The organism is Pseudomonas sp. SHLD1 (assembly GCF_028640935.1).
GTDB classification, from domain to species: domain Bacteria; phylum Pseudomonadota; class Gammaproteobacteria; order Pseudomonadales; family Pseudomonadaceae; genus Chryseomonas; species Chryseomonas aestiva.
Map to the genome: position 1 here is coordinate 99281 of NZ_JAQZAD010000014.1, position 23162 is coordinate 122442.

A 23162-nucleotide genomic window follows, 5' to 3' on the forward strand; every position below is an offset into this window, starting at 1 on the left:
ATCAAGGCCCGGCGAGTCCTGGTCGAAAAAATCCGGGCTATGCTAGCGGCTGACCGCGGGCGGCTCAAGTTTCCACCTGCAGCGAGTCCACCCGCTGGAAGCCCCGTGGCAGCTTGTTGCCCCGCCGGCCGCGCTCGGCACGGTAGTGCTCCAGGTCGCTGCCCTTGAGGGTATAGGGCCGTTTGCCGGCCTGCAGCGTGAGGGAGGCGCCGGCCGGCACCACGGCCAGATCGATCACGTATTCCTCGCGTTTGGCGACCCGATCGCCGGGAATGGAGATCAGCTTGTTGCCCTTGCCCTTGGCCAGTTGCGGCAGCTCGGTGATGGCGAACACCAGAAGCCGTCCCTCGTTGGTAACCACCGCGAGGGAGGTGTCTTCCAGGGAAGCCACCGGCTTGGGCGGCAGCACCCTGGCGCCATTGGGCAGACTGATCAGCGCCTTGCCGGCCTTGTTCTTGGCCTGCAGGTCCTCGCCCCTGACCACGAAGCCGTAGCCGGCGTCCGACGCCATGACATAGAGGCCGATGTCATCCGGCAGCAGCAGGCACTCGAAGCTGGCCCCCGGCGGTGGCGTCAGGCGTCCGGTCAGGGGCTCGCCCTGGCCCCGCGCCGACGGCAGCGAATGGGCGGCGACGGAATAGCTGCGGCCGGTGGAGTCGATGAAGACGGCGAACTGATTGGAGCGGCCCAGGGCCGCTGCCTTGAAGCCGTCGCCGGCCTTGTAGGACAGCCCGGTCGGATCGACGTCATGGCCCTTGGCCTGGCGCACCCAGCCCTTCTCGGAAAGCACCACGGTCACCGGCTCGGTGGGCATGAGCTCGGTTTCGGACAGGGCCTTGGCCTCGGCCCGGGCGACGATGGGCGAGCGGCGGGCGTCGCCATAGGTCTCGGCATCCTTGATCAGTTCGTCGCGGACCAGGTTGCGCAGCTTCTTGTCGCTGCCCAGCAGGGTCTGCAGGCGCTTCTGCTCCTTGAGCAGCTCGGCCTGTTCGCCGCGGATCTTCATTTCTTCCAGGCGCGCCAGCTGGCGCAGGCGGGTCTCGAGGATGTAGTCGGCCTGGTCCTCGGAGAGTTCGAAGCGGGCCATCAGCGCTTGCCTGGGATGCTCTTCGGTGCGGATGATGTGGATCACCTCATCCAGGTTGAGGAAGGCGATCAGCAGGCCATCCAGCAGGTGCAGGCGACGCTCGACCTTGTCCAGGCGGAACTGCAGGCGGCGGCGCACGGTGCCGATGCGATAGATCAGCCATTCCTGGAGGATCTGCCTGAGGTCCTTGACCTGGGGCTTGCCGTCCAGGCCGATGACGTTGAGGTTGACCCGGTAGCTGGATTCGAGATCGGTGGTGGCGAACAGGTGCTGCATCAGCTCGTCGGCATCGATGCGGTTGGAGCGCGGCACGATGACGATGCGGGTCGGGTTCTCATGGTCCGACTCGTCGCGCAGGTCCGCCACCATGGGCAGCTTCTTGGCCTGCATCTGGGCGGCGATCTGCTCCAGCACCTTGGAACCGGAGACCTGGTGCGGCAGCGCGGTGATGACCACGTCGCCATCTTCGCGGCGGTAGACGGCGCGCATGCGCACCGAGCCGCGACCGGTCTCGTAGATTTTGCGCAGGTCGGCGTGGGGGGTGATGATCTCGGCTTCGGTGGGGAAGTCCGGGCCCGGCACGTGTTCGAGCAGTTCGGGGATCCCGGCGATGGGATCGTCCAGCAGGCGCACGCAGGCGGCCGCCACCTCGCGCAGGTTGTGCGGCGGGATGTCGGTGGCCATGCCCACGGCGATGCCGGTGGTGCCGTTGAGCAGCAGGTTAGGCAGCCGTGCCGGCAGCACGGCCGGCTCGTTCAGGGTACCGTCGAAGTTGGGCACCCAGTCCACGGTGCCCTGCCCCAGCTCGTTGAGCAGCACCTCGGAATAGCGCGACAGCCGCGCCTCGGTGTAGCGCATGGCGGCAAAGGACTTGGGATCGTCGGGCGCACCCCAGTTGCCCTGGCCATCCACCAGCGGATAGCGATAGGAGAACGGCTGCGCCATGAGCACCATGGCTTCGTAGCAGGCCGAGTCGCCATGGGGGTGGTACTTACCGAGCACGTCACCCACGGTACGGGCGGATTTCTTGTGCTTGGCGTCGGCGTCCAGGCCCAGTTCGCTCATGGCGTAGATGATGCGGCGCTGGACTGGCTTGAGGCCGTCGCCGATATGCGGCAGGGCGCGGTCCATGATGACGTACATGGAGTAGTTCAGGTACGCCTGCTCGGTGAAGTCGGCCAGCGAACGGCGTTCGACGCCATCCAGGCTCAGGTCGAGGGGTGCACTCATGGGAATCCTTTGGTGTTACGTCGGTAATCGGATGGCGTGCCTTTATCGCGGCCATGGGTTGCTCCTACCGGAGGAGCGGCCCATGGCCGCGATGGGCACGACCAATGAGTCAGGCGCTCAAAGCAGCACTTCGGCGCGATCGCCCTTGGATTCCAGCCAGCTCTTGCGATCGCCGGATCGCTTCTTGGCTAGCAGCATGTCCATCATCTCGAGGGTGCCGGGCACGTCCTCCAGGGTCAGCTGCACCAGGCGCCGGGTGTTGGGGTCCATGGTGGTCTCGCGCAGCTGCAGCGGATTCATCTCGCCGAGGCCCTTGAAGCGGGTCACCTGGGGCTTGCCGCGCTTCTTTTCCGCCGCCAGGCGATCCAGGACACCGTCGCGCTCGGCTTCGTCGAGGGCGTAGTGCACCTCCTTGCCGAGGTCGATGCGGTACAGCGGCGGCATGGCCACATAGACGTGGCCGGCATCCACCAGCGGCCGGAAGTGCTGCACGAACAGCGCGCACAGCAGGGTGGCGATGTGCAGGCCGTCGGAGTCGGCGTCGGCGAGGATGCAGATCTTGCCGTATCTCAGGCCGCTCAGGTCGGCGCTGCCCGGGTCGATACCGATGGCCACGGCGATGTCGTGCACCTCCTGGCTGCCCAGCACCTCGCTGCCGTCCACTTCCCAGGTATTCAGGATCTTGCCGCGCAGCGGCATGATGGCCTGGAATTCCTTGCTGCGCGCCTGCTTGGCGCTGCCGCCGGCGGAGTCGCCCTCCACCAGGAACAGCTCGGATCTCATCGGATCCTGACCGGCGCAATCGGCCAGCTTGCCGGGCAGCGCCGGCCCCTGGGTGATCTTCTTGCGCTCGACCTTCTTGCCGGCCTTGAGGCGGCGGCCGGCATTGTTGATGGCCAGTTCGGCGATCTGCTGACCCAGCTCCGGATGGGCGTTGAGCCAGAGGCTGAAGGCGTCCTTGACCACCCCGGAGACGAAGGCCGCGGCCTCGCGGGAGGACAGGCGCTCCTTGGTCTGGCCGGAGAATTGCGGCTCCTGCATCTTCATCGAGAGAACGAAGGCGATGCGCTCCCAGACGTCTTCCGGGGCCAGCTTGAGGCCGCGCGGCAAGAGGTTGCGGAATTCGCAGAATTCGCGGATGGCATCCAGCAGGCCCTGGCGCAGGCCGTTCACATGGGTGCCGCCCTGGGCGGTGGGAATCAGGTTGACGTAACTTTCCTGCACCGACTCGCCGCCTTCGGGCAGCCAGAACAGTGCCCAGTCCACCGCTTCCCGGGACGAGGCCAGGCTGCCGTGGAAGGGTGCCTCGGGCAGCCGCAGGGCATCGCCCACGGTGTCGATCAGATAGGACCTCAGGCCGTCTTCGTAATGCCATTCGCTGCGCTCGCCGCTGGCTTCGTCGTGGAAGCTCACCGCCAGGCCCGGGCAGAGCACCGCCTTGGCCTTGAGCACGTGCTTCAGGCGGCTGACGGAGAACTTGGGCGCATCGAAGTACTTGGGATCCGGCCAGAAGTGCACGCTGGTGCCGGTATTGCGCTTGCCAACGCTGCCGACCACGGCCAGTTCGCTGGCCTTGAAGCCATCGGCGAAGGCCATGCCGTATTCGTTGCCTTCGCGCTTGACGCGCACCTCGACCCGGGTCGACAGGGCGTTCACCACGGAAATGCCCACGCCGTGCAGGCCGCCGGAGAACTGGTAGTTCTTGTTGGAGAACTTGCCACCGGCATGCAGCTTGGTAAGGATCAGCTCGACGCCGGAGACGCCCTCTTCCGGATGGATGTCCACCGGCATGCCCCGGCCGTCATCGATCACTTCGAGGGAGTTGTCGGCGTGCAGGATCACCTGCACCTGCCGCGCATGACCGGCCAGGGCCTCGTCCACGCTGTTGTCGATGACTTCCTGGGCCAGGTGGTTGGGCCGCGAGGTGTCGGTGTACATGCCAGGGCGCTTGCGCACCGGATCGAGTCCGGAGAGGACTTCGATGGCGTCGGCGTTATAGGCGTTCTGCGTGGCCATGGGGTCTCTATTCGAAGGTGTTGAAATCCAGCTCGCGCCAGAGCGCCGGGTCGAAGCCGGCCAGCTCCAGCAGCAGCGGCAGCTGGCGATGGAAGCCCTGGAAGCCGTGGTCGCCACCCTGCTCGATACGCAGGGTGCAGCCGCCGTAGTAGCGTTCGGCGTCGCGGTAGTCGAGGGTCTCGTCGCCGGTCTGCAGCCAGACGTGGAAACGCTCGGGATCCGCCGGCACCGCGACTTCCAGCGCGCGCATGGCCTCGACGTGGGCCTCGGTGAGGGTCCAGCTCTCGCCGGTATGGTGATTGCGCTGGGGCCCCAGGTAGTGCTCCATGAAGCGCCAGGGCCGGACCGCCGGATTGATCAGCACGGCCTTGAGCCCGTGGCGCTTGGCCAGGACGGTGGCATAGTAGCCGCCCAGGGAGCTGCCGACCAGCAAGGGGGCGTCCAGCTCGGCCAGTTCGCGCTCCAGGAGGGCGAAGGCGGCGTCGGCATCATTGGGCAGCGCCGGCGCGCGCAGGCGGTCCGCCAGGCCGAGTCGGCTCATGCAGGCGGTGAGCTGCCGCGCCTTCAGGGACGCGGGTGAGCTGTTGAAGCCATGGATATAGAGGATCGACGGCATCGGGCCGCTCCTACTGGATAAAAAAACAGGTAAAGGGTAACCCGTTTCGACCCTCGCGACCAAGGCAGCCGACCGGCGTCAGCCCTAGTAGCCCGCGGCGCTGTGATCCACGGTGAAGGTGTGCTGTTGCAGGCGCGAGACACCGGTTTCCAGAGTGCCGTCGGGCAACAGGCGCAACCAGCGGTAGCCCGGGGCCTGGTCGCCCGCCTTGAAGTCCTCGCTGCCCGGCTCGAATTGCAGACCGGTGGACGGCGACGCCAGCAGGCGCACGCCGTTGCGCAGCTGATCGAACTCCTGGTGGATGTGCCCCCAGAGCACCACCCTGACCTGGGGATGGCGGTCCAGCACGGCAAACAGCTCGTCCGCCCGGTGCAGGCCCAGGGGCTCCATCCAGCCGCAACCCACGGGTACCGGGTGATGGTGCAGGCAGATCAGGGCCGGACGCTCGGGCGCGGCGCTCAGGGCCTCGTCCAGGGCCAGCAGCTGCGCCTGCTCCAGTTCGCCGAACACGCAGCCGCGCACGGTGCTGTCGAGCAGGACGAGGCGCCAGGCGCCCAGGTCGGTGACGGTTTCCAGGAAGTCGCGATTGCCACAGGCCTTGGCCATGGGCGCGTTCTCGTCATGGTTGCCGGCCAGCCAGCGCATGGGCGCAGCCAGGGGTTCGGTCAGCTCGCAAAAGCGTTGATAGGAGGCCACGGAGCCGTCCTGGGAGAGATCACCGCTGGCCAGCAGCAGATCGATGCGTGGCTGCTCCCGTACCACCTGCGCCACCACCTGCTGCAGGCTGGCTGCCGTATCGATACCCAGCAACCGGCCATTGGCGCGTGCAAACAGATGACTATCGGTCAGTTGGACGACGAGGGGAGCGTTGACACTATCCGGCAAACTCACCAAAGCCTCCTAGGGGCATAAGGGGACAACGAGCGCAGGCAGGGTGCAGAAAAGTTCCCGGGAACTTGCGTGCATGCTTCACATTTTCGCAGCTTGCACAGCGTGAGGGAAGCTACGGCTGTCAGCGTTGCGCCCCAGTGCTCATCGCTGCAGGATAGGTTCAGCTTCGTGGCCACAGGCCAGGCAGTGACTCAGCCACTCGCCGAGAAACAGATTGAGCTGACTCTTCTCGTCAGGCTGATACATGGCCTGATTGGGATAGGGATAGCGCCCGAGCAGGTGCCGGGAGGCCCCGGCCGACACCACTTCCGCCATCCGCGCATCGTGATAGACGCGCACTTCCAGTTCGGGCACCGGCAACCAGGGCAACCCCAGTTCCTGGCGGACCCGCAGGACCGTCGTATAGGGACAGGCCTCGGTGACTTCCAGGGCGAGCACGCCCAGCGGGCGCTCGCCTTGCGACAACATGACGCGGCGCGATACCACGGCTTCGCGCATCTTGGGCAGAAGCCGCATCAGCCGCACGTAGTTGGCCTCGCACGTGGCCTGCAGGCCCGGCAGGTCAACTCGATAGCGATCTCGCAGTTTCAGCCCCATAACCCCCGTACCTCGGCGCGATTGAGCGCCAACCATTGCAGGGCGATGATTGCCGCTGCGTTATTGATTCGACCGTCGCGAACCCCTGCCAGTGCCTCGTCCAGCGACCAGACATGGACGCGAATGTCCTCGCCCTCCTCCTCCAGGCCATGGACGCCGCCGGCATCCGCGGTGCTGCAGCGACCCAGGTAGAGATAGACCTGTTCGTCGCTGCCGCCAGGCGAGGGGAAGTAGGTGGAGATGGGCCAGAGCGATTGCAAGGTCAGCCCGGCTTCTTCCTCGGCTTCCCGATGAGCGACCGCCTCGACGGCCTCGCCCTGCTTGTCCACCAAGCCCGCCACCGGCTCAAGCAGCCAGGGATGAGCGGTCTTTTCCATGACGCCGACGCGAAACTGCTCGATCAGTACCACCTCGTCGCGCACGGCGTCGTAGGGCAGCACGCAGACGGCATCGGGACGCACGAAGACCTCGCGCTCCAGTTCCGGCCCCAGCGCGCCGGAGAACTGGCGATGGCGCAACCGGAAGCGGGCCATGCGATAGAAACCCTGGAAGCAGATCTCGCGGCTCAGGATTTCAACGGCGGGCGCCTGGGATTCGTTGGCTTCGGTCATGGGCGCTCCAGCGCTGATTGAAGAGTGATCAGATCATCCTAGCGTGCCGCCTGCACTCGTGCAGCCCCTGGCGCGCCAAGTCGCGAAAAGGACAACAAGCCGGGAAACCTCCGCCCGGCCCTGGCAAACTTATGGGGCCAGACGGGTTCGAAAGCCGTCATTCTCTGTTTCCATGACAAGGAATCCCATGCGTATCCGCCCGCTCCTCCTGCTCGCCGGCCTGCTGCTCGGTGGTTGCCAAAGCGTCTTCGGCCCCAACCTCGACAAACCTCTCACGCCTCGCCACCAGGCCTGGGAGCACCGCCCGACCGGTTGCCAGGGCGAAGACTGCCCGCTGATCAACATCGACTACGTCGAATTCGGCGACCCGGCCCTGGACGCCCTGGTGCAGCGGCACCTGCTGGGCCTGGCCCGCGCCGAGCCGGGTGCGCCCATCCCGGCCTCGCTGGGGAGCTACGAGCGGGATTTCCTCGCCAAGGCGCAGCCACGCTGGAGCAGCTATCTGCAGGCCAAGGTGCGTGAACAGCATGACGGCCTGGTGATCATCGAATTCTCCAGCTACCTGGCCAATGGCGGCGCCCATGGCCTGGCCGGCCGCGACTTCGTCACCTGGGATCGCCATCTCAACCGGCAGATCACCCTGGGCGACATGCTGGTGCCGGGGCAGGAAGCCGAGTTCTGGCGGCTGGCGCAGCTGTCGCGCGAGGCCTGGATGGTCAGCAATGGCGTCGGCGATGCCGAGTTCCGCCAGCAGTGGCCCTTCCTCAAGACCAACAACGTGGCCCTGGACTTCGGCGCCCTGACGCTCAAGTACGACATCGGCAGCATCGCCCCCTACGCCATGGGCCACCCGGAGCTGAAGATCCCCTATCCCAAGCTCAATGGCATCCTCAAGGGCGAGTATTTCCCGGGGCGTGGCAAAAGCCGCCAGCCGTAGTCCGCGTTGTTGGGCTTCGACGATGGAGCCGTCTCAACCCAACCTGCGGTGTCACGTCGGCCGCCGTAGGTTGGGTTGGGCGCAGCGAAGCCCGACAGGTCCGACTCAGTCGTAGGGTGGATGACGGCGCAGCCTCATCCACGCGTGCCGACTTGCCCCCACCCCAACCCTCCCCCGCAAGCGGGAGAGGGGGCAGTTAGGCGTAGGTTGGGTTGAGCGCAGCGAAGCCCAACGGCCGGACGCTAAACTCGCTTCAACCCCAGCAGCGCCTGCGCGGTACCCGCCACCACGACGGCTGGCAGGGTCGCGCCCCAGGCGGGGAGCAGCGTCGGCAGCAGGTGGTAGACGGCCACGCCCAGGGCCCAGGCGATCAGGGACTCCAGGCGCAGCGCCCGGACCCGCTGCGGAGCCTTGCGGCGGCGCAGCAGGAAGTGGTCCACCAGCACCACGCCGAACAGCGGGGCGAACACCGAGCCGATCAGCAGCAGGAAGTGTTCGTACTGGGCCAGGGGTACCAGGAGCGCCAGCAGGGTGCAGAGGATGCCGATGGCCAGGGTCAGCTGCCAGATCTTCACCTGGGCCAGGAAACCCGTCGCTACGGCCGCCGAGTGATAGGCGGCGAAGGCGTTTTCCGACTCGTCCAGCAGGATCAGCAGCAGCGGCAGGCCCAGGCCGGCCACGGCCAGGGCGCGTAGCAGGGCGTCGGCTTCACCGCCGCTGGCGAAGGCCAGGGTATAGGCGAAGCCCAGGCCCATCAGCCAGAGGTTGCCACAGAAGTAGCCGAGCAGGACGCCGCGACCGGCGCTGCGGCCGGTGCGGGCGAAGCGGGTGTAGTCGGCGATCACCGGCAGCCAGGACAGTGGCATGGCCACCACCAGGTCGAAGCCCAGCGCCTGGGTCAGGGAACCGTCGCCCGGGCGCTGCCAGAGCGCGGCCAGGTCGGCGCGCAGGAAGAGGTCCAGGGTCAGCCAGGTGCAGGCGCCCAGCAGCAGCCAGATGCCCCAGCGACTGAGAAAACGGCGCACGAAGGTCAGCGGACCGGCCACCGCCAGGGCCGTGGCCAGGGCGCCGAACACCAGGGTCCAGAGCACGGGCGAGGACCAGGCCTGCAGGCCCCAGCTGCCCAGCAGCACGCTGGCCGCCTCGCGCATCACCACCAGTTCGAAGGCGCCCCAGCCGATCAGCTGGGTGATGTTGAGTACCGCCGGCAACAGCGCGCCGCGCTGGCCGAGGCTCTGGCCCAGGGCGCTCATCCCGGCCAGGCCGGTGTCGCTGCCCACCAGGCCGGCCGCCGCCAGCAGCAGCACCCCGACCCCGGTGCCGAGCACCAGCACCAGCAGGCCATCGGCCAGGCCCAGCCCGGGCGCCAGCAGCGCGCCGGCCTGGGCCACCATGAGGCCGATGCCGAGGGAGAACCAGAGGGTGAAGAGATCGCGCCCGCCAAGGATGCGGCGGTCCGCCGGAACGGGGACGGTGGGGATATAGAGGCCGGGGGCCTGGGCCATGATGGGTCTCTTGAGCAAGGGGTTGAGGGCGCCCGACGTCGTTGGGTGACGCCGGGCATTGTTGGGCTTCGCTGCGCTCAGCGCCAACCTACGGTCGTCAGACCTGCTTGTAGATCACGCCGCCTTCGTCCTTGAAGCGCGCCGCCTGTTCCTGGAAGCCGGCCTCGATGGCCTTCTGCTCGTCGGTCAGGCCGTTTTCCTTGGCGTAGTCGCGGACCTCCTGGGTGATCTTCATCGAGCAGAACTTGGGGCCGCACATGGAGCAGAAGTGCGCCACCTTGGCCGAGTCCTTGGGCAGGGTCTCGTCGTGGAAGGCGCGCGCCGTGTCCGGGTCCAGGCCCAGGTTGAACTGGTCTTCCCAGCGGAATTCGAAGCGCGCCTTGGACAGGGCGTTGTCGCGGATCTGGGCGCCGGGGTGCCCCTTGGCCAGGTCCGCGGCATGGGCGGCGATCTTGTAGGTGATGATGCCGGTCTTGACGTCGTCCTTGTTGGGCAGGCCGAGGTGCTCCTTGGGCGTCACGTAGCAGAGCATGGCGCAGCCGAACCAGCCGATCATGGCGGCGCCGATGCCGCTGGTGATGTGGTCGTAGCCGGGGGCGATGTCGGTGGTCAGCGGGCCGAGGGTATAGAACGGCGCCTCGTCGCAGCACTCCAGCTGCTTGTCCATGTTTTCCTTGATCAGCTGCATGGGCACGTGGCCCGGACCTTCGATCATGGTCTGGACGTCATGCTTCCAGGCGATCTTGGTCAGCTCGCCGAGGGTTTCCAGCTCGCCGAACTGGGCGGCGTCGTTGGCGTCGGCGATGGAGCCCGGACGCAGGCCGTCACCCAGGGAGAAGCTCACGTCGTAGGCCTGCATGATTTCGCAGATGTCTTCGAAGTGGGTGTAGAGGAAGTTTTCCTTGTGATGCGCCAGGCACCACTTGGCCATGATGGAGCCGCCGCGGGAGACGATGCCGGTGACGCGCTTGGCGGTCAGGGGCACGTAGTGCAGGCGTACCCCGGCATGGATGGTGAAGTAGTCCACGCCCTGCTCCGCCTGCTCGATGAGGGTGTCGCGGAACAGCTCCCAGGTCAGCTCCTCGGCAACGCCATCGACCTTTTCCAGGGCCTGGTAGATGGGCACGGTGCCAATGGGGACCGGCGAGTTGCGGATGATCCACTCGCGGGTCTCGTGGATGTGCTTGCCGGTGGACAGGTCCATCACGGTGTCGGCGCCCCAGCGAATGCCCCAGGTCAGCTTCTCGACCTCTTCCTCGATGGAGGAGCCCAGGGCGCTGTTGCCGATGTTGCCATTGATCTTCACCAGGAAGTTGCGGCCGATGATCATCGGCTCCAGCTCCAGGTGGTTGATGTTGGCCGGGATGATGGCGCGGCCGCGAGCCACTTCGTCGCGGACGAATTCGGGGGTGATTTCCTGGGGAATGCTGGCGCCGAAACTCTGGCCACGGTGCTGATTGCCGAGCAGGCCGGCGGCGCGGGCTTCCTGCAGCTTCATGTTCTCGCGGATGGCGATGTATTCCATCTCCGGGGTGACGATGCCCTGGCGGGCATAGTGCATCTGGGAAACGTTGCGCCCGGCCTTGGCCCGGCGCGGCTGGCGCGCCAGGTCGAATCTCAGGGCGGCCAGGCTCGGATCGGCGAGGCGCGCCTGACCGAAGTCGGAAGACAGCCCGGCCAGCAGCTCGGTGTCGCCGCGCGCTTCGATCCAGCGCGAGCGGACGTCCGGCAGGCCCTTGCGCAGGTCGATGTGCACCGCCGGATCGGTGTAGGGACCGGAGGTGTCGTAGACGCACACCGGGGCGTTCTTTTCACCGCCGAACGCGGTGGAAGTATCGGCGAGGGAGATTTCCCGCACCGGCACGCGAATGTCGGGACGCGAGCCGGTCAGATAGACCTTGCGCGAATTGGGCAGCGGCTGGGTGGACTGGCGGTCGACGCGGGTGAAGTCGGTGACGTTGTTCTGCTTGTTCATCGAGGCTCTCCTGGTGGGCGCGTTGCCGAGGGAAGAACCTGGACGAAGGGTGGGCACGCAAGGAGACGCAAGCCCGGACGGATGGCGACCACGGATGGAGACAGCGGACGCCCTCTTGTTCCCTACGCAGGTTGACGCACCGCCATGCGGCGCGCCTAGCCTGATCAGGTTCAACGGGATCCGGGACTACCCGATCTCAGCGCCTCGTAGCGCACCCCGACAAGAACGCGGCCAGTGTAAACCCAGAGCGGCAGAAACTTCGACCGCTATTTCCTCTCCTATGGCGGATTCGGACGAAGCCACTACACTGGCGCGGTCCCTCAAGGAAGGCTCCAAGAATGCGAAGATTCCTGCTGCTCGCGGCGCTCTGCAGCACGGCCGGCCTGGCCCAGGCCCAGGTCGCCGGCAATGGCCTGCTCGACGTCTACCGCGAAGCGCTGGACAACAACGCCGACCTCGCCGCCGAACGTGCCGGACTTGGCGCCCAGCGCGAGGCGGTGCCCCAGGCGCGCGCCGGCCTGCTGCCGCAGATCGGGCTCGGTGCCCAATTCAACGACACCCATACCAGCCTGCAGCTCAAGGACAATCCGGCGCTGGGCGTCCAGGGTGGCCGCTACAGCAGCGACCGCAGCAGCCAGCTGATCCAGGCGACCCTCAGCCAGCCGCTGTTCCGCGCCGATCGCTGGTTCCAGCTCAAGGCGGCCCAGGCCGCCACCGAGCAGGCCGAGCTGCAGTTTTCCGCCGCCCAGCAGCAACTCATCCTGCAGACCGCCGAGGGCTATTTCAGCGCCCTGCGCGCCCAGGACGCCCTGGCCACCGCTCGCGCCGAGGAAAAGGCGCTGTACCGTCAGCTGGACCAGTCCCGCGAGCGCTACAAGGTCGGCCTGACCGACGACACCGACGTGCTCCAGGCCCAGGCCAGCTTCGACAATGCCCAGGCCAACCGCTCCCAGAGCGAGCAGCAGGTGGCCGACGCCTTCCAGGCCCTGACCCGGCTGACCGATCGCGACTACGGCAGCATCGCCGGCATCCGCCACGACCTGCCGATCCTGCCGCCACAACCCAACGATGCCCGCCAGTGGGTGGACACCGCCATGCGCCAGAATCTGCAGCTGCTGGTTGCCGGCCAGGGCGTCAATGCGGCCCAGGAAACCCTGCGCCAGCGCCGCGCCGGGCACCTGCCGACGGTGGATGCGGTGGCGCGCTACAGCCACAGCGACAACGACGCGGTGAATCTGCCCAACGCCGAGCAGCTGTCCCTGTTCGGCAGCCCGGTCAACAGCCGCAGCATCGGTATCCAGGTGGAGGTGCCGCTGTACAGCGGCGGCGCCACCAGCTCCCAGGCGCGCCAGGCCTACCAGCAGCTGGACCGCAGTGAGCAGCAGCAGGAAAGCCTGCGTCGCCAGGTGGTGCAGAACACCCGCAATGCCCATCGGGCAATCAACACCGACATCGAGCAGGTGCGCGCTCGGCGGCTGTCCATCGCCTCCAGCCAGCGCGCCCTGAGAGCCACCGAGATCGCCTACCAGGTGGGCAGCCGCACCATCGTCGACGTGCTCGACGCCCAGCGGCTGCTGTACAACGCCGTGCGCCAGTACAACGACGCCCGCTACAACTACATCCTGGACACTCTGAGGCTCAAGCAGGCGGCCGGCACCCTGGCGCCCAATGACCTTCTGGCGCTGTCGGGCTATCTCGATCCCCACTACGACCCGGATCGCGACTTCCTGCCGCCGGACCTGGCCAAGACCCGCGCCGACGTCCTGCCGGCGCGTTCCGCTCAGGGCTTGAGAGCCTGCTCAGGATCTCGCGAGCTAGAGACAAACAAGGCGAAAGTGCCTGAGGAAGCGGAGTTTACGTGCGGTAAATGAGCATTCCGAAGGCACTTTCAACGCAGTTTGGCCGACGCGCAGCAGATCATGAGCAGGCTCTAAGCAGTCCGTCGAGCCCGGAGAGCAGCCGCTCCAGCGCGCCCTGATTGGCGGCCAGTACCGCCAGGCCCGCCTGCCGGCGCCGCTCGGTTTCCGCCGGTTCGGCCCAGAGTCGGCTCACGGCCGCGGCAATGGCCGGGGCTTCCGCGACTGTTTCCAAAGCGCCGGCGTCGCGCAGCTGGGCGACGATGTCGAGGAAGTTGAATACATGCGGTCCGCTGAGCACCGGCACGCCGAGAGCGGCCGGCTCCAGCGGATTGTGCCCGCCACGTTCGATCAGGCTGCCGCCGACGAAGGCGACGTCGGCCAGGGCGTAGAGAAACAGCAGCTCGCCCATGGTGTCGCCCAGCAGCACCTGGGTCTGCGGCTGCACCGCCTCCCCCGTCGAGCGCTGGATCACGCTGAAGCCTTTACCGCGCACCTCGCCCAGCACCTCGGGAAAGCGTTCGGGATGACGCGGCACCAGGATCAGCAGGGCATCGGGGCGTGTGGCCAGCAGTTGACGCTGGGCCTGGAGCAGGATCTCGTCTTCGCCGGCGTGGGTACTGGCGGCGATCCACACCGGGCGACTGCCCCAGCCCTGGCGTAGCGCAGCCGCACGGGTCGGCAGCTCGGGATCGATGCGCAGGTCGAACTTGATGGAACCGGTGACCGTGACCCGCTCGGCACGGGCACCGAGGGCCCGGAAGCGCTCGGCTTCCACCGGCGTCTGCACCGCCAGCCAGGCCAGCTCCGCCAGCATCGGCGCGGTCACTCCGCCCAGTTTTCCGTAGCCCCGGGCGGAACGCTCGGACAGCCGGCCGTTGGCCAGGGCGATGGGAAGGTCACGGCGCGCCGCCTGGTGGATGAGGTTGGGCCAGAGTTCGGTTTCCATCACCACCCCCAGGCTTGGCCGCAGCCGGTCGAGGAAGCGCCCGGCTAGCCTCGGCAGGTCGTAGGGCAGATAGCAGTGATGGACCTCGCTACCGAACAGGGCGCGAATGCGCTCCGAGCCGGTCGGCGTCATGCAGGTCACGGTGATCGGCAATTCGGGATGGCGCTGGCGCAGCGCACGGATCACCGGCGCGGCGGCGATGCTCTCCCCCACCGACACCGCATGCACCCAGATGCCGCCGGGTGGCACCTCTGGCAACCCCAGTGCCAGGCGCTCGCCGATGCGTTGCCGATAGGCGGGCGCCTTGCGTCCGCGCCAGAGCAGGCGCAGCAGGATGAAGGGCAAGGCCAGGGTGAAGATCAGGCTATAGAGGGTACGGTTCATGGCGGCAGAGCTTAATGAAGCCCGGCCGCCAGTGCGAGTCTGTTCGATCTAATGCGAATGCCGCGGCACCCCGCCTTCGCGGGCGATCACCTTGAGGTGCAGGGTGGCCGGCTCCAGGCAGCCGCCGGTGGAGAGCTGGCCCACCAGTTGCCGGTAGAGTTCCTGCCAGGGGGTCTGGGCCGGCGGCAGGTTGGGCGTCCATTCGGCGCGGCGGCGTTCCAGCTCGGCATCGTCGAGCAGCACGTCGACGCTGCGGGCATTGAGGTCCACGCGCAACCGGTCGTTGGTCTTGAGCAGCGCCAGGCCGCCACCCACCGCCGCCTCAGGCGACATGTTGAGGATCGAGGGGCTGGCCGAGGTGCCGCTCTGGCGCCCGTCGCCCAGGCACGGCAGGGAGTCGATGCCCTTCTTGATCAGCGCCGCCGGCGGGGCCATGTTGACCACCTCGGCGCTGCCCGGATAGCCCACCGGACCGGCACCGCGGATCACCAGGATGCAGCGCTCGTCGATGTCCAGCGCAGGGTCGTCGATGCGCGCGTGGTAGTCCTCCGGCCCCTCGAAGACGATGGCCCGCGCCTCGAAGCTGTTTTCCGCCCCGGGCTCGGCCAGGTAGGTCTGGCGAAAGGCCTCGCCCACCACCGACATCTTCATGATGGCGCTATCGAAGAAATTGCCGCTGAGCACGATGAAGCCGGCGCGGTGCTTGAGCGGCGCCTCATAGGGCTGGATCACGGCGGGATCGGTGCTGGCCGCGCCTTCGGCGATGGCACCGATGGTGCGCCCGGATACCGTCAGGCAATCGCCGTGCAGGCGCCCCGCCTTGAGCAGTTCGTGGAGCACCGCCGGCACCCCGCCAGCTCGGTGGAAGCCCTCGCCCAGGTACTTGCCGGCGGGCATGCAGTTGGCCAGCAGCGGGATGTCCTCGCCCAGCCGCTGCCAGTCGTCCAGCGACAGTTCCACGCCCATGTGGCGGGCAATGGCGATCAGGTGCGGCGGGCAGTTGCTGGAGGCGCCCAGGGCCGAGGCCACCACGATGGCGTTCTCGAAGGCCTCGCGGGTCATGATCTGCGAGGGGCGGACGTCGTCCAGCACCAGCTGGCAGATGCGCTTGCCGGTGGCATAGGCCATCTGGCCGCGCTCGCGGTAGGGCGCGGGGATACTGGCGCAACCGGGCAGCGACATGCCCAGGGTCTCGGCCAGGGCATTCATCGACAGGGCCGTGCCCATGGTGTTGCAGTGGCCCACCGAGGGCGAGGCGGCGGTGGTCAGGGCCATGAAGCCCTCGTAGTCGATCTCGCCGGTCGCCAGCAGGTTGCGCGCGTGCCAGAGCACGGTACCCGAACCGATAAGCTCGCCCTTGAAATGCCCGTCCAGCATGGGGCCACCGGACAGCACGATGGCTGGTAGGTCGGTGGTGGCCGCGGCCATCAGGCAGGCCGGGGTGGTCTTGTCGCAGCCCGTGGTGAGCACCACGCCGTCCAGCGGGAAGCCGTGCAGGATCTCCACCAGGCCGAGGTAGGCCAGGTTGCGATCCAGGGCCGCGGTGGGGCGGCGACTCTGTTCGGCGATGGGGTGCACCGGGAATTCCATGGGGATGCCACCGGCGTCGCGGATGCCGGCCTTGACCCGCTGGGCCAGCTCCAGGTGATGGCGATTGCAGGGGGTGAGATCGCTGCCGGTCTGGGCAATGCCGATGATGGGGCGGCCGGACTGCAGTTCGTCACGGGTCAGGCCGTAGTTCATGTAGCGCTCGACATAGAGCGCGGTCATGTCGGCGTGGGCAGGATCATCGAACCATTGCTGGCTGCGCAGCGGGCGTTTGGCGGAAGTCATGATGGTCTCTGGTTGTTATTAGGAAAGAGCGCTTAGCGGCCCAGCAGGCCGCGGGCGGCCAGGTTGTGCATCAGGGCACCGAGGCCGAAGCGCCAGGCCGGGGCCTGGTCGCTGGTGGTCACCCTATTGTGCAGGGTACCCAGCAGCGGGCTGGCGATGCTCACCCGGTCACCCACCTTGTGGGTGAAGCCGCCGCCCGGGGCGTCACGGTCCTGGGTCGGGGCGAACAGGGTGCCGAGAAACAGCACGAAGCCGTCGGGATACTGGTGGTTGGCATTGAGGGTCTGGGCGGCGAGATCGGTGGGATCACGACTGATCTGCGCCATGGAGCTGCTGCCCTTGAGGTGAAAGCCGTCCTCGCCCTGGACCTCCAGGGTCACCACGCACTGGCGGACCCGGTCGAGATCGAAGGTCTCGTCGAACAGGCGGATGAAGGGCCCCAGGGCGCAGGAGGCGTTGTTGTCCTTGGCCTTGCTCAGCAGCAGGGCGCTGCGGCCCTCGATGTCGCGCAGGTTGACGTCATTGCCCAGGGTGGCGCCATGCAGGCGGCCACGGCTGTCGGCCACCAGCACCACCTCGGGCTCGGGATTGTTCCACTGGGACACCGGGTGGATGCCGATGGCGCTGCCACTGCCGACCGCGGCCAGCACCGGCGCCTTGGTGAAGATCTCGGCGTCCGGCCCGATGCCCACCTCCAGGTACTGCGACCACATGCCCTTCTCGATCAGCAGTGCCTTGAGCGCCTGGGCACGCGGACTGCCCGGCTCCAGGCCCTGCAGGTCCGCGCCGATCACCGCCTGCACCTGCTCGCGGATGGCCACGGCGCGCCCGGCATCGCCGCCGGCCTGCTCTTCGATCACCCGTTCCAGCATGCTGGCGGCAAAGGTCACCCCGGCGGCCTTGATCACCTGCAGATCGGCCGGCGGCAGCAGGTGCAGGCGATCCGGATCGGCCTGCTCGCCGCTGTTGGCCAGTAGTTCCTCCACGCTGCCGAGGTAGCGCCCGGGTGTGTCGCGCAGGGCCTGCAGCGGCGCTTCCTCCTCGAACAGGGCGCTCAGGGTGGCGAAGCTCTGGGAGACGTCGAAGACGCCGTCTTCGCGCAGCACCACGGGCGAGGGACCGGCCAGCGGACCGGGCACCCAGGCGCGGCCCACCAGGGTGCCGGCCAGGCCATCGACGGGAAGGGTATTGGCAGGCGAGAGACGAAGGGACATGGGCAGGACTCCAGGGCTGATGGGTCCACGCTAGGCAGCCGGACTGATAAACTCAAATGGGCTTATTTCATCATTCGATAACCTGCGCTTATCGCCTGGGAGGCATGCGTGTCCGAGCCGTCGTTCAGCCAGATCTGCCACTGGCTCAAGTTTCGCCACCTGCTGCTGATCGACACCCTGGGGCGCACCCGCAACATGCACCTGGCGGCGCAGCAGATGAACCTCAGCCAGCCGGCCATCAGCAAGATGCTCAAGGAGATCGAGCACCTGCTGGGCTTCGCCCTTTTCGAGCGCCAGCCGCGCAGCATGCCGCCCACGGCGCTGGGCGAGCACGTGCTGCGCTACGCCCGGGTGGCGCTCAACGATGCCCGCGATTTCGCCGAGCAGATCGACAGCCTGAGACGCGGCGGCCACGGCCAGCTCAAGGTCGGCGGCATCTTCGCCGCCACGGCGGTGGCCCTGCCGCAGGCCATCGTCGCGATCAAACAGCGCTGGCCGCTGCTGGCCATCGAGGTGGTGGAACAGACCAGCGATCACCTGATGGAGATGCTCGACGACAAGCTGCTGCACCTGGCGGTGGCGCGCTTCACCGACGAAGCCCAGGCTCAGCGCTTCGACTTCCAGCCCCTGGCGCCGGAGCCCTTCCGCTTCGTGGTCAACGCCGATCACCCGCTGGTGGGTAGCGGCCGCGTAGGCCTCGATCAGGTGCTGGCCTGGCCCTGGATCCTCTATCCCAGGGGCACGCCCATCCGCGGGCGCATGGAGCGGGCCTTCGCCGCCGCCGGCCTGCCGGTGCCGAGCAACACCATCGATACCATCTCCATGCAGACCTTTCTCCAGGTGCTGCGCGCCGGCCCCATGATCGGCATGCTGCCGGAGGCCATGGTCGAGCCCTATCTCGCCAGCGGCGCGCTCAGTGCCCTGGAGTTGCCCTTGCACCTGCCGGCGCAGGACTACGGCATCCTCACCCGCAAGGGCGAACCCCTCGGCGAGGCGGCCCGGGAATTCGCCGCCATCCTGCTAAGCCATGCCGGTCGCGAGAAGGCCTCGGCCTAGAGGCTTCGATAACGCGCCGTTATCGAATGATCTGCAAATGCCATTGGGAAAGAATCGCTCTCGCTCCTAGAGTGGCCTGGCGATTCAGACGGCCATCCTGCATCCCCGGCCGCCTTCGACCTCTTCAATAACAACAACGGGCCCCAAGGCCCCGAAGGTCATTCCCATGTTCGAGACCACCGCTCCCCAGGGCGCCGCTGGCGACGCCTTCGAAGAACGCACCTATCGCAAGGTGGTGCTGCGCATCCTGCCGATCCTGCTGCTGTGCTACATCGCCGCCTACCTGGACCGGGTCAACGTCGGCTTCGCCAAGCTGGACATGCTGGGCGACCTCGGCTTCAGCAACACCGTCTATGCCCTTGGCGCCAGCATGTTCTTCTGGGGCTACTTTCTCTTCGAGGTCCCCAGCAACCTGCTGCTGCATCGCTACGGCGCGCGTTTCTGGATCGCCCGCATCATGCTGACCTGGGCGATCATCTCCATGGCGGTGGCCTTCACCCAGCCGCTGGCGCAACTCTTCGGCCTGCAGTCGAGCACCCTCTTCTATGTGCTGCGCTTCCTGCTGGGCGTCTGCGAGGCGGGCTTCTTTCCCGGGGTAATCCTCTATCTCAACTACTGGTTCCCGACCCGCCGGCAGAGTCGGGTGATGTCGGGCTTCCTCATCGCCCTGCCCTTCAGCCTGAGCTTTGGTGGCGTGCTCTCCGGCTGGCTGATGAGCAGCCTGCACAACTGGCATGGCCTGGCCGGCTGGCAGTGGATGCTGCTGGTGGAAGGGGTGCCCTCGCTCATCATGGCGGTGGTGGTGTTCTGCTGCCTGAGCGACAACATCGACCAGGCGCCCTGGCTGGACGCCCGGGAAAAGGCCCTGCTCAAGCGCAACCTGGAGCAGCAGAACGCCGGCAAGGCGTCGCGCCTCAGCGAGGTGTTCTTCAATCCGCGGGTCTGGCTGCTGGTGTTCATCCTGCTGACCTTCAACACCGGCTTCTATGGCCTGGCCTTCTGGATGCCCTCGATCATCAAGAACGCCGGGGTCAGCGGCAGCCTGCAGATCGGCCTGCTCACCGCCATCCCCTACAGCGTCGCCCTGGTGGTCATGCTGCTCAACGCCCGCCACTCGGCACGCACCGGCGAGCAGCGGATGCATGCGGCGGTGCCGGCCTTCGTCGGCGCCCTGGGCCTGGTGCTGAGCGCCTGGTTCATCCACAACATCGTGCTGTCAATCTTCTTCCTCACCGTGGCCGCCTCGGGCCTGCTGGCGCTGATGCCGATCTTCTGGTCGCTGCCCGGCACCCTGCTTTCCGGCGTCGCCGCGGCGGCGGGCATCGGCATGATCAACGCCATCGGCAACCTCTCCGGCTTCACCGGCTCCATGATCACCGCGACCATGGAAACCCTGACCGGCGACATCAACAACGGCACCTATGTGCTCGGCGCCAGCCTGTTCGTCAGCGGCCTGCTGATTCTGGCGATCCCGGCCTCGATGCTGCAGCGCACGCCGACCGCCGTGCCGCTGGACCTCAAGACCGCCTAGCCCACCTCGGGCACGACCGAGCGCCCGGCTCCCGCGGCGCTCGGTCGCCCGATCCACAGGGCCATCAGCGCCGCCAGCAGACCGGTCAGCCCAGCCAGCACCAGGGCCTCCTGGTAGGAGCCGAAGTGCTCGCGCAGGGCACCGGCGAGAAAGGCCGCGCAGGCGGCGCCCAGCATGTGGCCGCAGAACACCCAGCCAAACACCACCGGCGCGCTCCGTTCACCAAAGCTCTGGTTGGTCAGCTTGACCGTGGGCGGCACCGTGGCGATCCAGTCCAGCCCGTAGAAGATGCCGAACAGCAGCAGCTGCTCGGGGGCGAAGCCGGAGAACGGCAGGTAGATCAGCGAGAGGCCGCGCAGGCTGTAGTAGACGAACAGCAGCCGGCGCGGATCGTATCTGTCGGTCAGCCAGCCGGAGGCGGTGGTGCCCACCAGGTCGAAGATGCCCATCAGCGCGAGGATGCCGGCGGCCTGCACCTGGGACAGCCCGTGGTCGTGGCCCATGGCGATGAAGTGGGTGCCGATCAGGCCATTGGTGGTGAAGCCGCAGACGAAGAAGGTCAGGAACAGCAGCCAGAAATCGCGCCGCCGACTGGCCATGGCCAGGGTGCCGAGGGTGACGCGAAACAGATTGCCCGGTGCGCTGGCGACCGGCGCCTGATAGTCCGCCGGGGCGCCATGGGGCCGCAAGCCGACGTCCGCCGGCCGCTCCGGCAGCAGCCAGGCCACCAGCGGGATCAGGGCGGCGCTGGCCACGGCCACGGTCAGCACCACGGTCTGCCAGCCTTCCTGACTGGCGAGATGAGCCAGCAGCGGCAGAAACACCAGGTTGCCGGTTGCGGTGCTGGCGGCCAGCAGGCCCATCATCAGCCCGCGGCGGGCGATGAACCAGCGATTGACGATGGCGGCGCCCAGCACCATAGCCACGCACCCGGTGCCCAGGCCGCTGAGCACGCCCCAGGTGGCGACCAGCTGCCAGGGCTCGCGCATCAGGGTGCTCAGGGCGGTGGCCAGGCTGATCAGGGTCAGGCCGCCGAGCAGGGTGCGACGGATGCCCAGGGTCTGCATCAGGGCGGCGGCGAAGGGTCCGACCAGGCCATAGAGAAAGATGCCGATGGCGGCGGAAAGCGAGACCGTCTCGCGACTCCAGCCAAAGGTCTCCTGCAACGGCAGCAGCAGCACGCCTGGGGTGGACCTCACCCCGGCCGAGACCAGCAGGGCGAGAAAGATCAGCGCCAGGACGACGAAGACGTAGCGCTGGCCGAGGGCGGGAGATGGGGTCATGGCGATCGTCACGGACTGGGAAGGGGTGAGTCGAGTATTGCAGTCCTGGCGACCTGGCGCTGGTCAAGCTGCCCCACGGATCTGGCCAGAAAGGCACTTTCGTTGGCATGGGCAGTGGGCAGTGGGCAGTGCTGACGGTTCGGCTTGCTGGGCTTCGCTGCGCTCAGCGCTAATCTACGAGCGCTCGGCGTAGGTTGGCGCTGAGCGCAGCGAAGCCTAACAAATCAATCTCAACCAATCGCCCGCAACTCTTCGGCCAGCCGCTGCGCCAGCCAGCGCGCGGCCGGCCCCGGCGCGGCGTTGCGGCGCCAGGCCAGCTCCACCACCAGGGCCGGCGGTACCCAGTCGCATTCCAGCTCGGCCAGCAATCCCTGGTAGGTGGGATAGCGCGCCACATGCCGCGGCAGCCAACCCCAGCCGAGGCCGCGCATCAGCAGTTCGGCGAGCAGATAGAAGCTGTCGGCGCGCCAGACCTGGGGCGCGATCTGCTCGCCGCCGGGATAGGGATTCTCCAGCGGCGCGATCAGCAGCTGACGGTGGCGGGCCAGCTCCCGCCGCCCTACCCCACGCTGGCTGGCCAGGGGATGCTGGGCGCCGCAGGCGGTGACCTGGGCCACATCGCCCAGGGCCTGGCGCTCCAGGGCCTCGGGCATGTGCTCATGGCGAAACAGCAGGCCGAGGTCGGCCTGGTCGGTCAGCAGCTTGCGCGCCACATCGCCCTGCGCGCCGCTGGTGAGCTGGACTTCCAGGTGCGGGAAGGCCGCGGCCAGGGCGTCCAGGGCATCGAGCACCGGCTGGTAGGGCATGGCCTCGTCCAGGGCCAGGCGCAACAGCGGTTCCTGTCCGGCACAGAGCGCCTGGGCCCGGCTGTCCAGGCGCTGGCACTGGCGCAAGACCTCACGCGCCTCCTCCAGCAGGGCCAGACCGGCCGCGGTGATGACCGGCGTGCGGCCGTTGCTGCGCGTGAACAGCACGACGCCCAGATCGATCTCCAGCAGGGCGATGGCGGCGCTCACCGCCGATTGCGCCCGCCCCAGACGGCGCGCCATGGCCGAGAAACTCGCGCCCTCGGCGATGCCGACGAAGATCTCCAGTTGCTCCAGATTCCACTGCATGACCCATCTCCTAAACGGATAGGTATCAACTTTTACCTATCGGCCGGAAAGGCACAATGGGGGTATTCGACAGGAGGAATCATCATGAGCGGATACATCTACCTGGCCATCGCCATCGCCGCCGAAGTCGTCGCCACCACATCCATGAAGGCCATCAGTGGCTTCAGCAAGCCACTGCCCCTGTTTCTGGTCATCACTGGCTACGGCCTGGCCTTCTGGATGCTGACCCTGGTGGTGCGCAGCATCCCGGTGGGCGTCGCCTACGCCATCTGGGCCGGGCTGGGCATCGTGCTGGTCAGCATCGCCGCGGCGGTGCTCTACGACCAGAAGCTGGACCTGCCGGCCCTGCTCGGCATGGGGCTGATCGTCGCCGGCGTGGTGGTGATCCAGCTGTTTTCCGGCAGCACCGGGCATTGAGACCAGCGGCGGCGAGGAGCGTGTAAAATCACTCCTTTGCCGATTACCCAGCAGGCCGT

Annotated in this window: 18 protein-coding genes and 1 riboswitch; of the genes, 5 read left to right on the forward strand and 13 right to left on the reverse strand. The window is 67.3% G+C overall.

Going from position 1 to position 23162, the window contains the following annotated elements; genetic code table 11:
* Window positions 1–64 precede the first annotated feature (64 nt).
* The 6 genes from parC to PVZ77_RS11105 form a co-directional block, all read right to left on the reverse strand.
* Window positions 65–2317: a DNA topoisomerase IV subunit A gene (gene parC / locus PVZ77_RS11080; protein ID WP_273806477.1), complete on the reverse strand. Its 2253-nt coding sequence runs from the start codon at window positions 2315–2317 to the stop codon at window positions 65–67.
* Window positions 2318–2434: 117 nt separating this feature from the next.
* Window positions 2435–4333, reverse strand: a complete 1899-nt coding sequence (gene parE, locus PVZ77_RS11085) for a DNA topoisomerase IV subunit B (RefSeq protein WP_273806478.1) — start codon at window positions 4331–4333, stop codon at window positions 2435–2437.
* A gap of 7 nt (window positions 4334–4340) precedes the next feature.
* Window positions 4341–4949: a YqiA/YcfP family alpha/beta fold hydrolase gene (locus tag PVZ77_RS11090; RefSeq protein WP_273806479.1), complete on the reverse strand. Its 609-nt coding sequence runs from the start codon at window positions 4947–4949 to the stop codon at window positions 4341–4343.
* Window positions 4950–5033: 84 nt separating this feature from the next.
* Window positions 5034–5840, reverse strand: a complete 807-nt coding sequence (cpdA, locus tag PVZ77_RS11095; RefSeq protein ID WP_405046255.1) for a 3',5'-cyclic-AMP phosphodiesterase — start codon at window positions 5838–5840, stop codon at window positions 5034–5036.
* Between the two features lie 141 nt (window positions 5841–5981).
* Window positions 5982–6437, reverse strand: coding sequence for a DUF1249 domain-containing protein (locus PVZ77_RS11100; protein ID WP_132832828.1), 456 nt, complete (start codon window positions 6435–6437; stop codon window positions 5982–5984).
* Window positions 6428–7048, reverse strand: coding sequence for an NUDIX domain-containing protein (locus PVZ77_RS11105; protein ID WP_007162102.1), 621 nt, complete (start codon window positions 7046–7048; stop codon window positions 6428–6430). Before PVZ77_RS11105 ends, PVZ77_RS11100 begins: the two co-directional genes overlap by 10 nt.
* 187 nt (window positions 7049–7235) lie before the next feature.
* Between PVZ77_RS11105 and PVZ77_RS11110 the strand changes: the two genes are divergently transcribed.
* Window positions 7236–7985: an RsiV family protein gene (locus tag PVZ77_RS11110; RefSeq protein ID WP_273806481.1), complete on the forward strand. Its 750-nt coding sequence runs from the start codon at window positions 7236–7238 to the stop codon at window positions 7983–7985.
* 242 nt (window positions 7986–8227) lie between these two features.
* Here the strand turns inward: PVZ77_RS11110 and cytX are convergent, their stop codons facing one another.
* A complete protein-coding gene (cytX, locus tag PVZ77_RS11115; protein WP_273806482.1) occupies window positions 8228–9490 on the reverse strand; it encodes a putative hydroxymethylpyrimidine transporter CytX in 1263 nt (420 codons plus the stop codon).
* A 97-nt stretch (window positions 9491–9587) separates the two neighbouring features.
* Window positions 9588–11465, reverse strand: a complete 1878-nt coding sequence (thiC, locus tag PVZ77_RS11120; protein WP_273806483.1) for a phosphomethylpyrimidine synthase ThiC — start codon at window positions 11463–11465, stop codon at window positions 9588–9590.
* A 102-nt stretch (window positions 11466–11567) separates the two neighbouring features.
* A riboswitch (TPP riboswitch) is annotated at window positions 11568–11694 on the reverse strand.
* A gap of 109 nt (window positions 11695–11803) precedes the next feature.
* Between thiC and PVZ77_RS11125 the strand changes: the two genes are divergently transcribed.
* Window positions 11804–13336: a TolC family outer membrane protein gene (locus PVZ77_RS11125; RefSeq protein WP_273806484.1), complete on the forward strand. Its 1533-nt coding sequence runs from the start codon at window positions 11804–11806 to the stop codon at window positions 13334–13336.
* Window positions 13337–13382: 46 nt separating this feature from the next.
* On the opposite strand, the gene waaA is transcribed toward PVZ77_RS11125, so the two are convergent.
* Genes waaA through PVZ77_RS11140 form a run of 3 tightly spaced genes read right to left on the reverse strand, consistent with a single transcriptional unit; the run spans window position 13383 to window position 17701 of the window.
* Window positions 13383–14654 carry a lipid IV(A) 3-deoxy-D-manno-octulosonic acid transferase gene (gene waaA / locus PVZ77_RS11130; protein WP_273806485.1) on the reverse strand — a complete coding sequence of 424 codons (1272 nt, stop codon included), beginning with the start codon at window positions 14652–14654 and terminating at the stop codon, window positions 13383–13385.
* A 48-nt stretch (window positions 14655–14702) separates the two neighbouring features.
* Window positions 14703–16487 carry an IlvD/Edd family dehydratase gene (locus PVZ77_RS11135; protein ID WP_273806486.1) on the reverse strand — a complete coding sequence of 595 codons (1785 nt, stop codon included), beginning with the start codon at window positions 16485–16487 and terminating at the stop codon, window positions 14703–14705.
* Window positions 16488–16519: 32 nt separating this feature from the next.
* Window positions 16520–17701 (reverse strand): fumarylacetoacetate hydrolase family protein, encoded by a 1182-nt coding sequence (locus PVZ77_RS11140; protein WP_273806487.1) that lies wholly within the window; start codon window positions 17699–17701, stop codon window positions 16520–16522.
* A gap of 108 nt (window positions 17702–17809) precedes the next feature.
* Between PVZ77_RS11140 and PVZ77_RS11145 the strand changes: the two genes are divergently transcribed.
* Both PVZ77_RS11145 and PVZ77_RS11150 read left to right on the forward strand, forming a co-directional pair.
* Window positions 17810–18757, forward strand: a complete 948-nt coding sequence (locus PVZ77_RS11145; RefSeq protein WP_273806488.1) for a LysR family transcriptional regulator — start codon at window positions 17810–17812, stop codon at window positions 18755–18757.
* A gap of 166 nt (window positions 18758–18923) precedes the next feature.
* Window positions 18924–20288 (forward strand): MFS transporter, encoded by a 1365-nt coding sequence (locus PVZ77_RS11150; protein ID WP_273806489.1) that lies wholly within the window; start codon window positions 18924–18926, stop codon window positions 20286–20288.
* On the opposite strand, the gene PVZ77_RS11155 is transcribed toward PVZ77_RS11150, so the two are convergent.
* Window positions 20285–21571, reverse strand: coding sequence for an MFS transporter (locus PVZ77_RS11155; protein ID WP_273806490.1), 1287 nt, complete (start codon window positions 21569–21571; stop codon window positions 20285–20287). The two genes, PVZ77_RS11150 and PVZ77_RS11155, sit on opposite strands and share 4 nt — an antisense overlap.
* Before the next feature lie 230 nt (window positions 21572–21801).
* Complete coding sequence (locus PVZ77_RS11160) at window positions 21802–22686, reverse strand: LysR family transcriptional regulator (protein WP_273806491.1); 885 nt, start codon at window positions 22684–22686, stop codon at window positions 21802–21804.
* Between the two features lie 84 nt (window positions 22687–22770).
* Here PVZ77_RS11160 and PVZ77_RS11165 point away from each other — a divergent pair, with 84 nt between their 5' ends.
* Window positions 22771–23103, forward strand: a complete 333-nt coding sequence (locus PVZ77_RS11165; protein WP_273806492.1) for a DMT family transporter — start codon at window positions 22771–22773, stop codon at window positions 23101–23103.
* The last annotated feature ends 59 nt before the right edge of the window (window positions 23104–23162 follow it).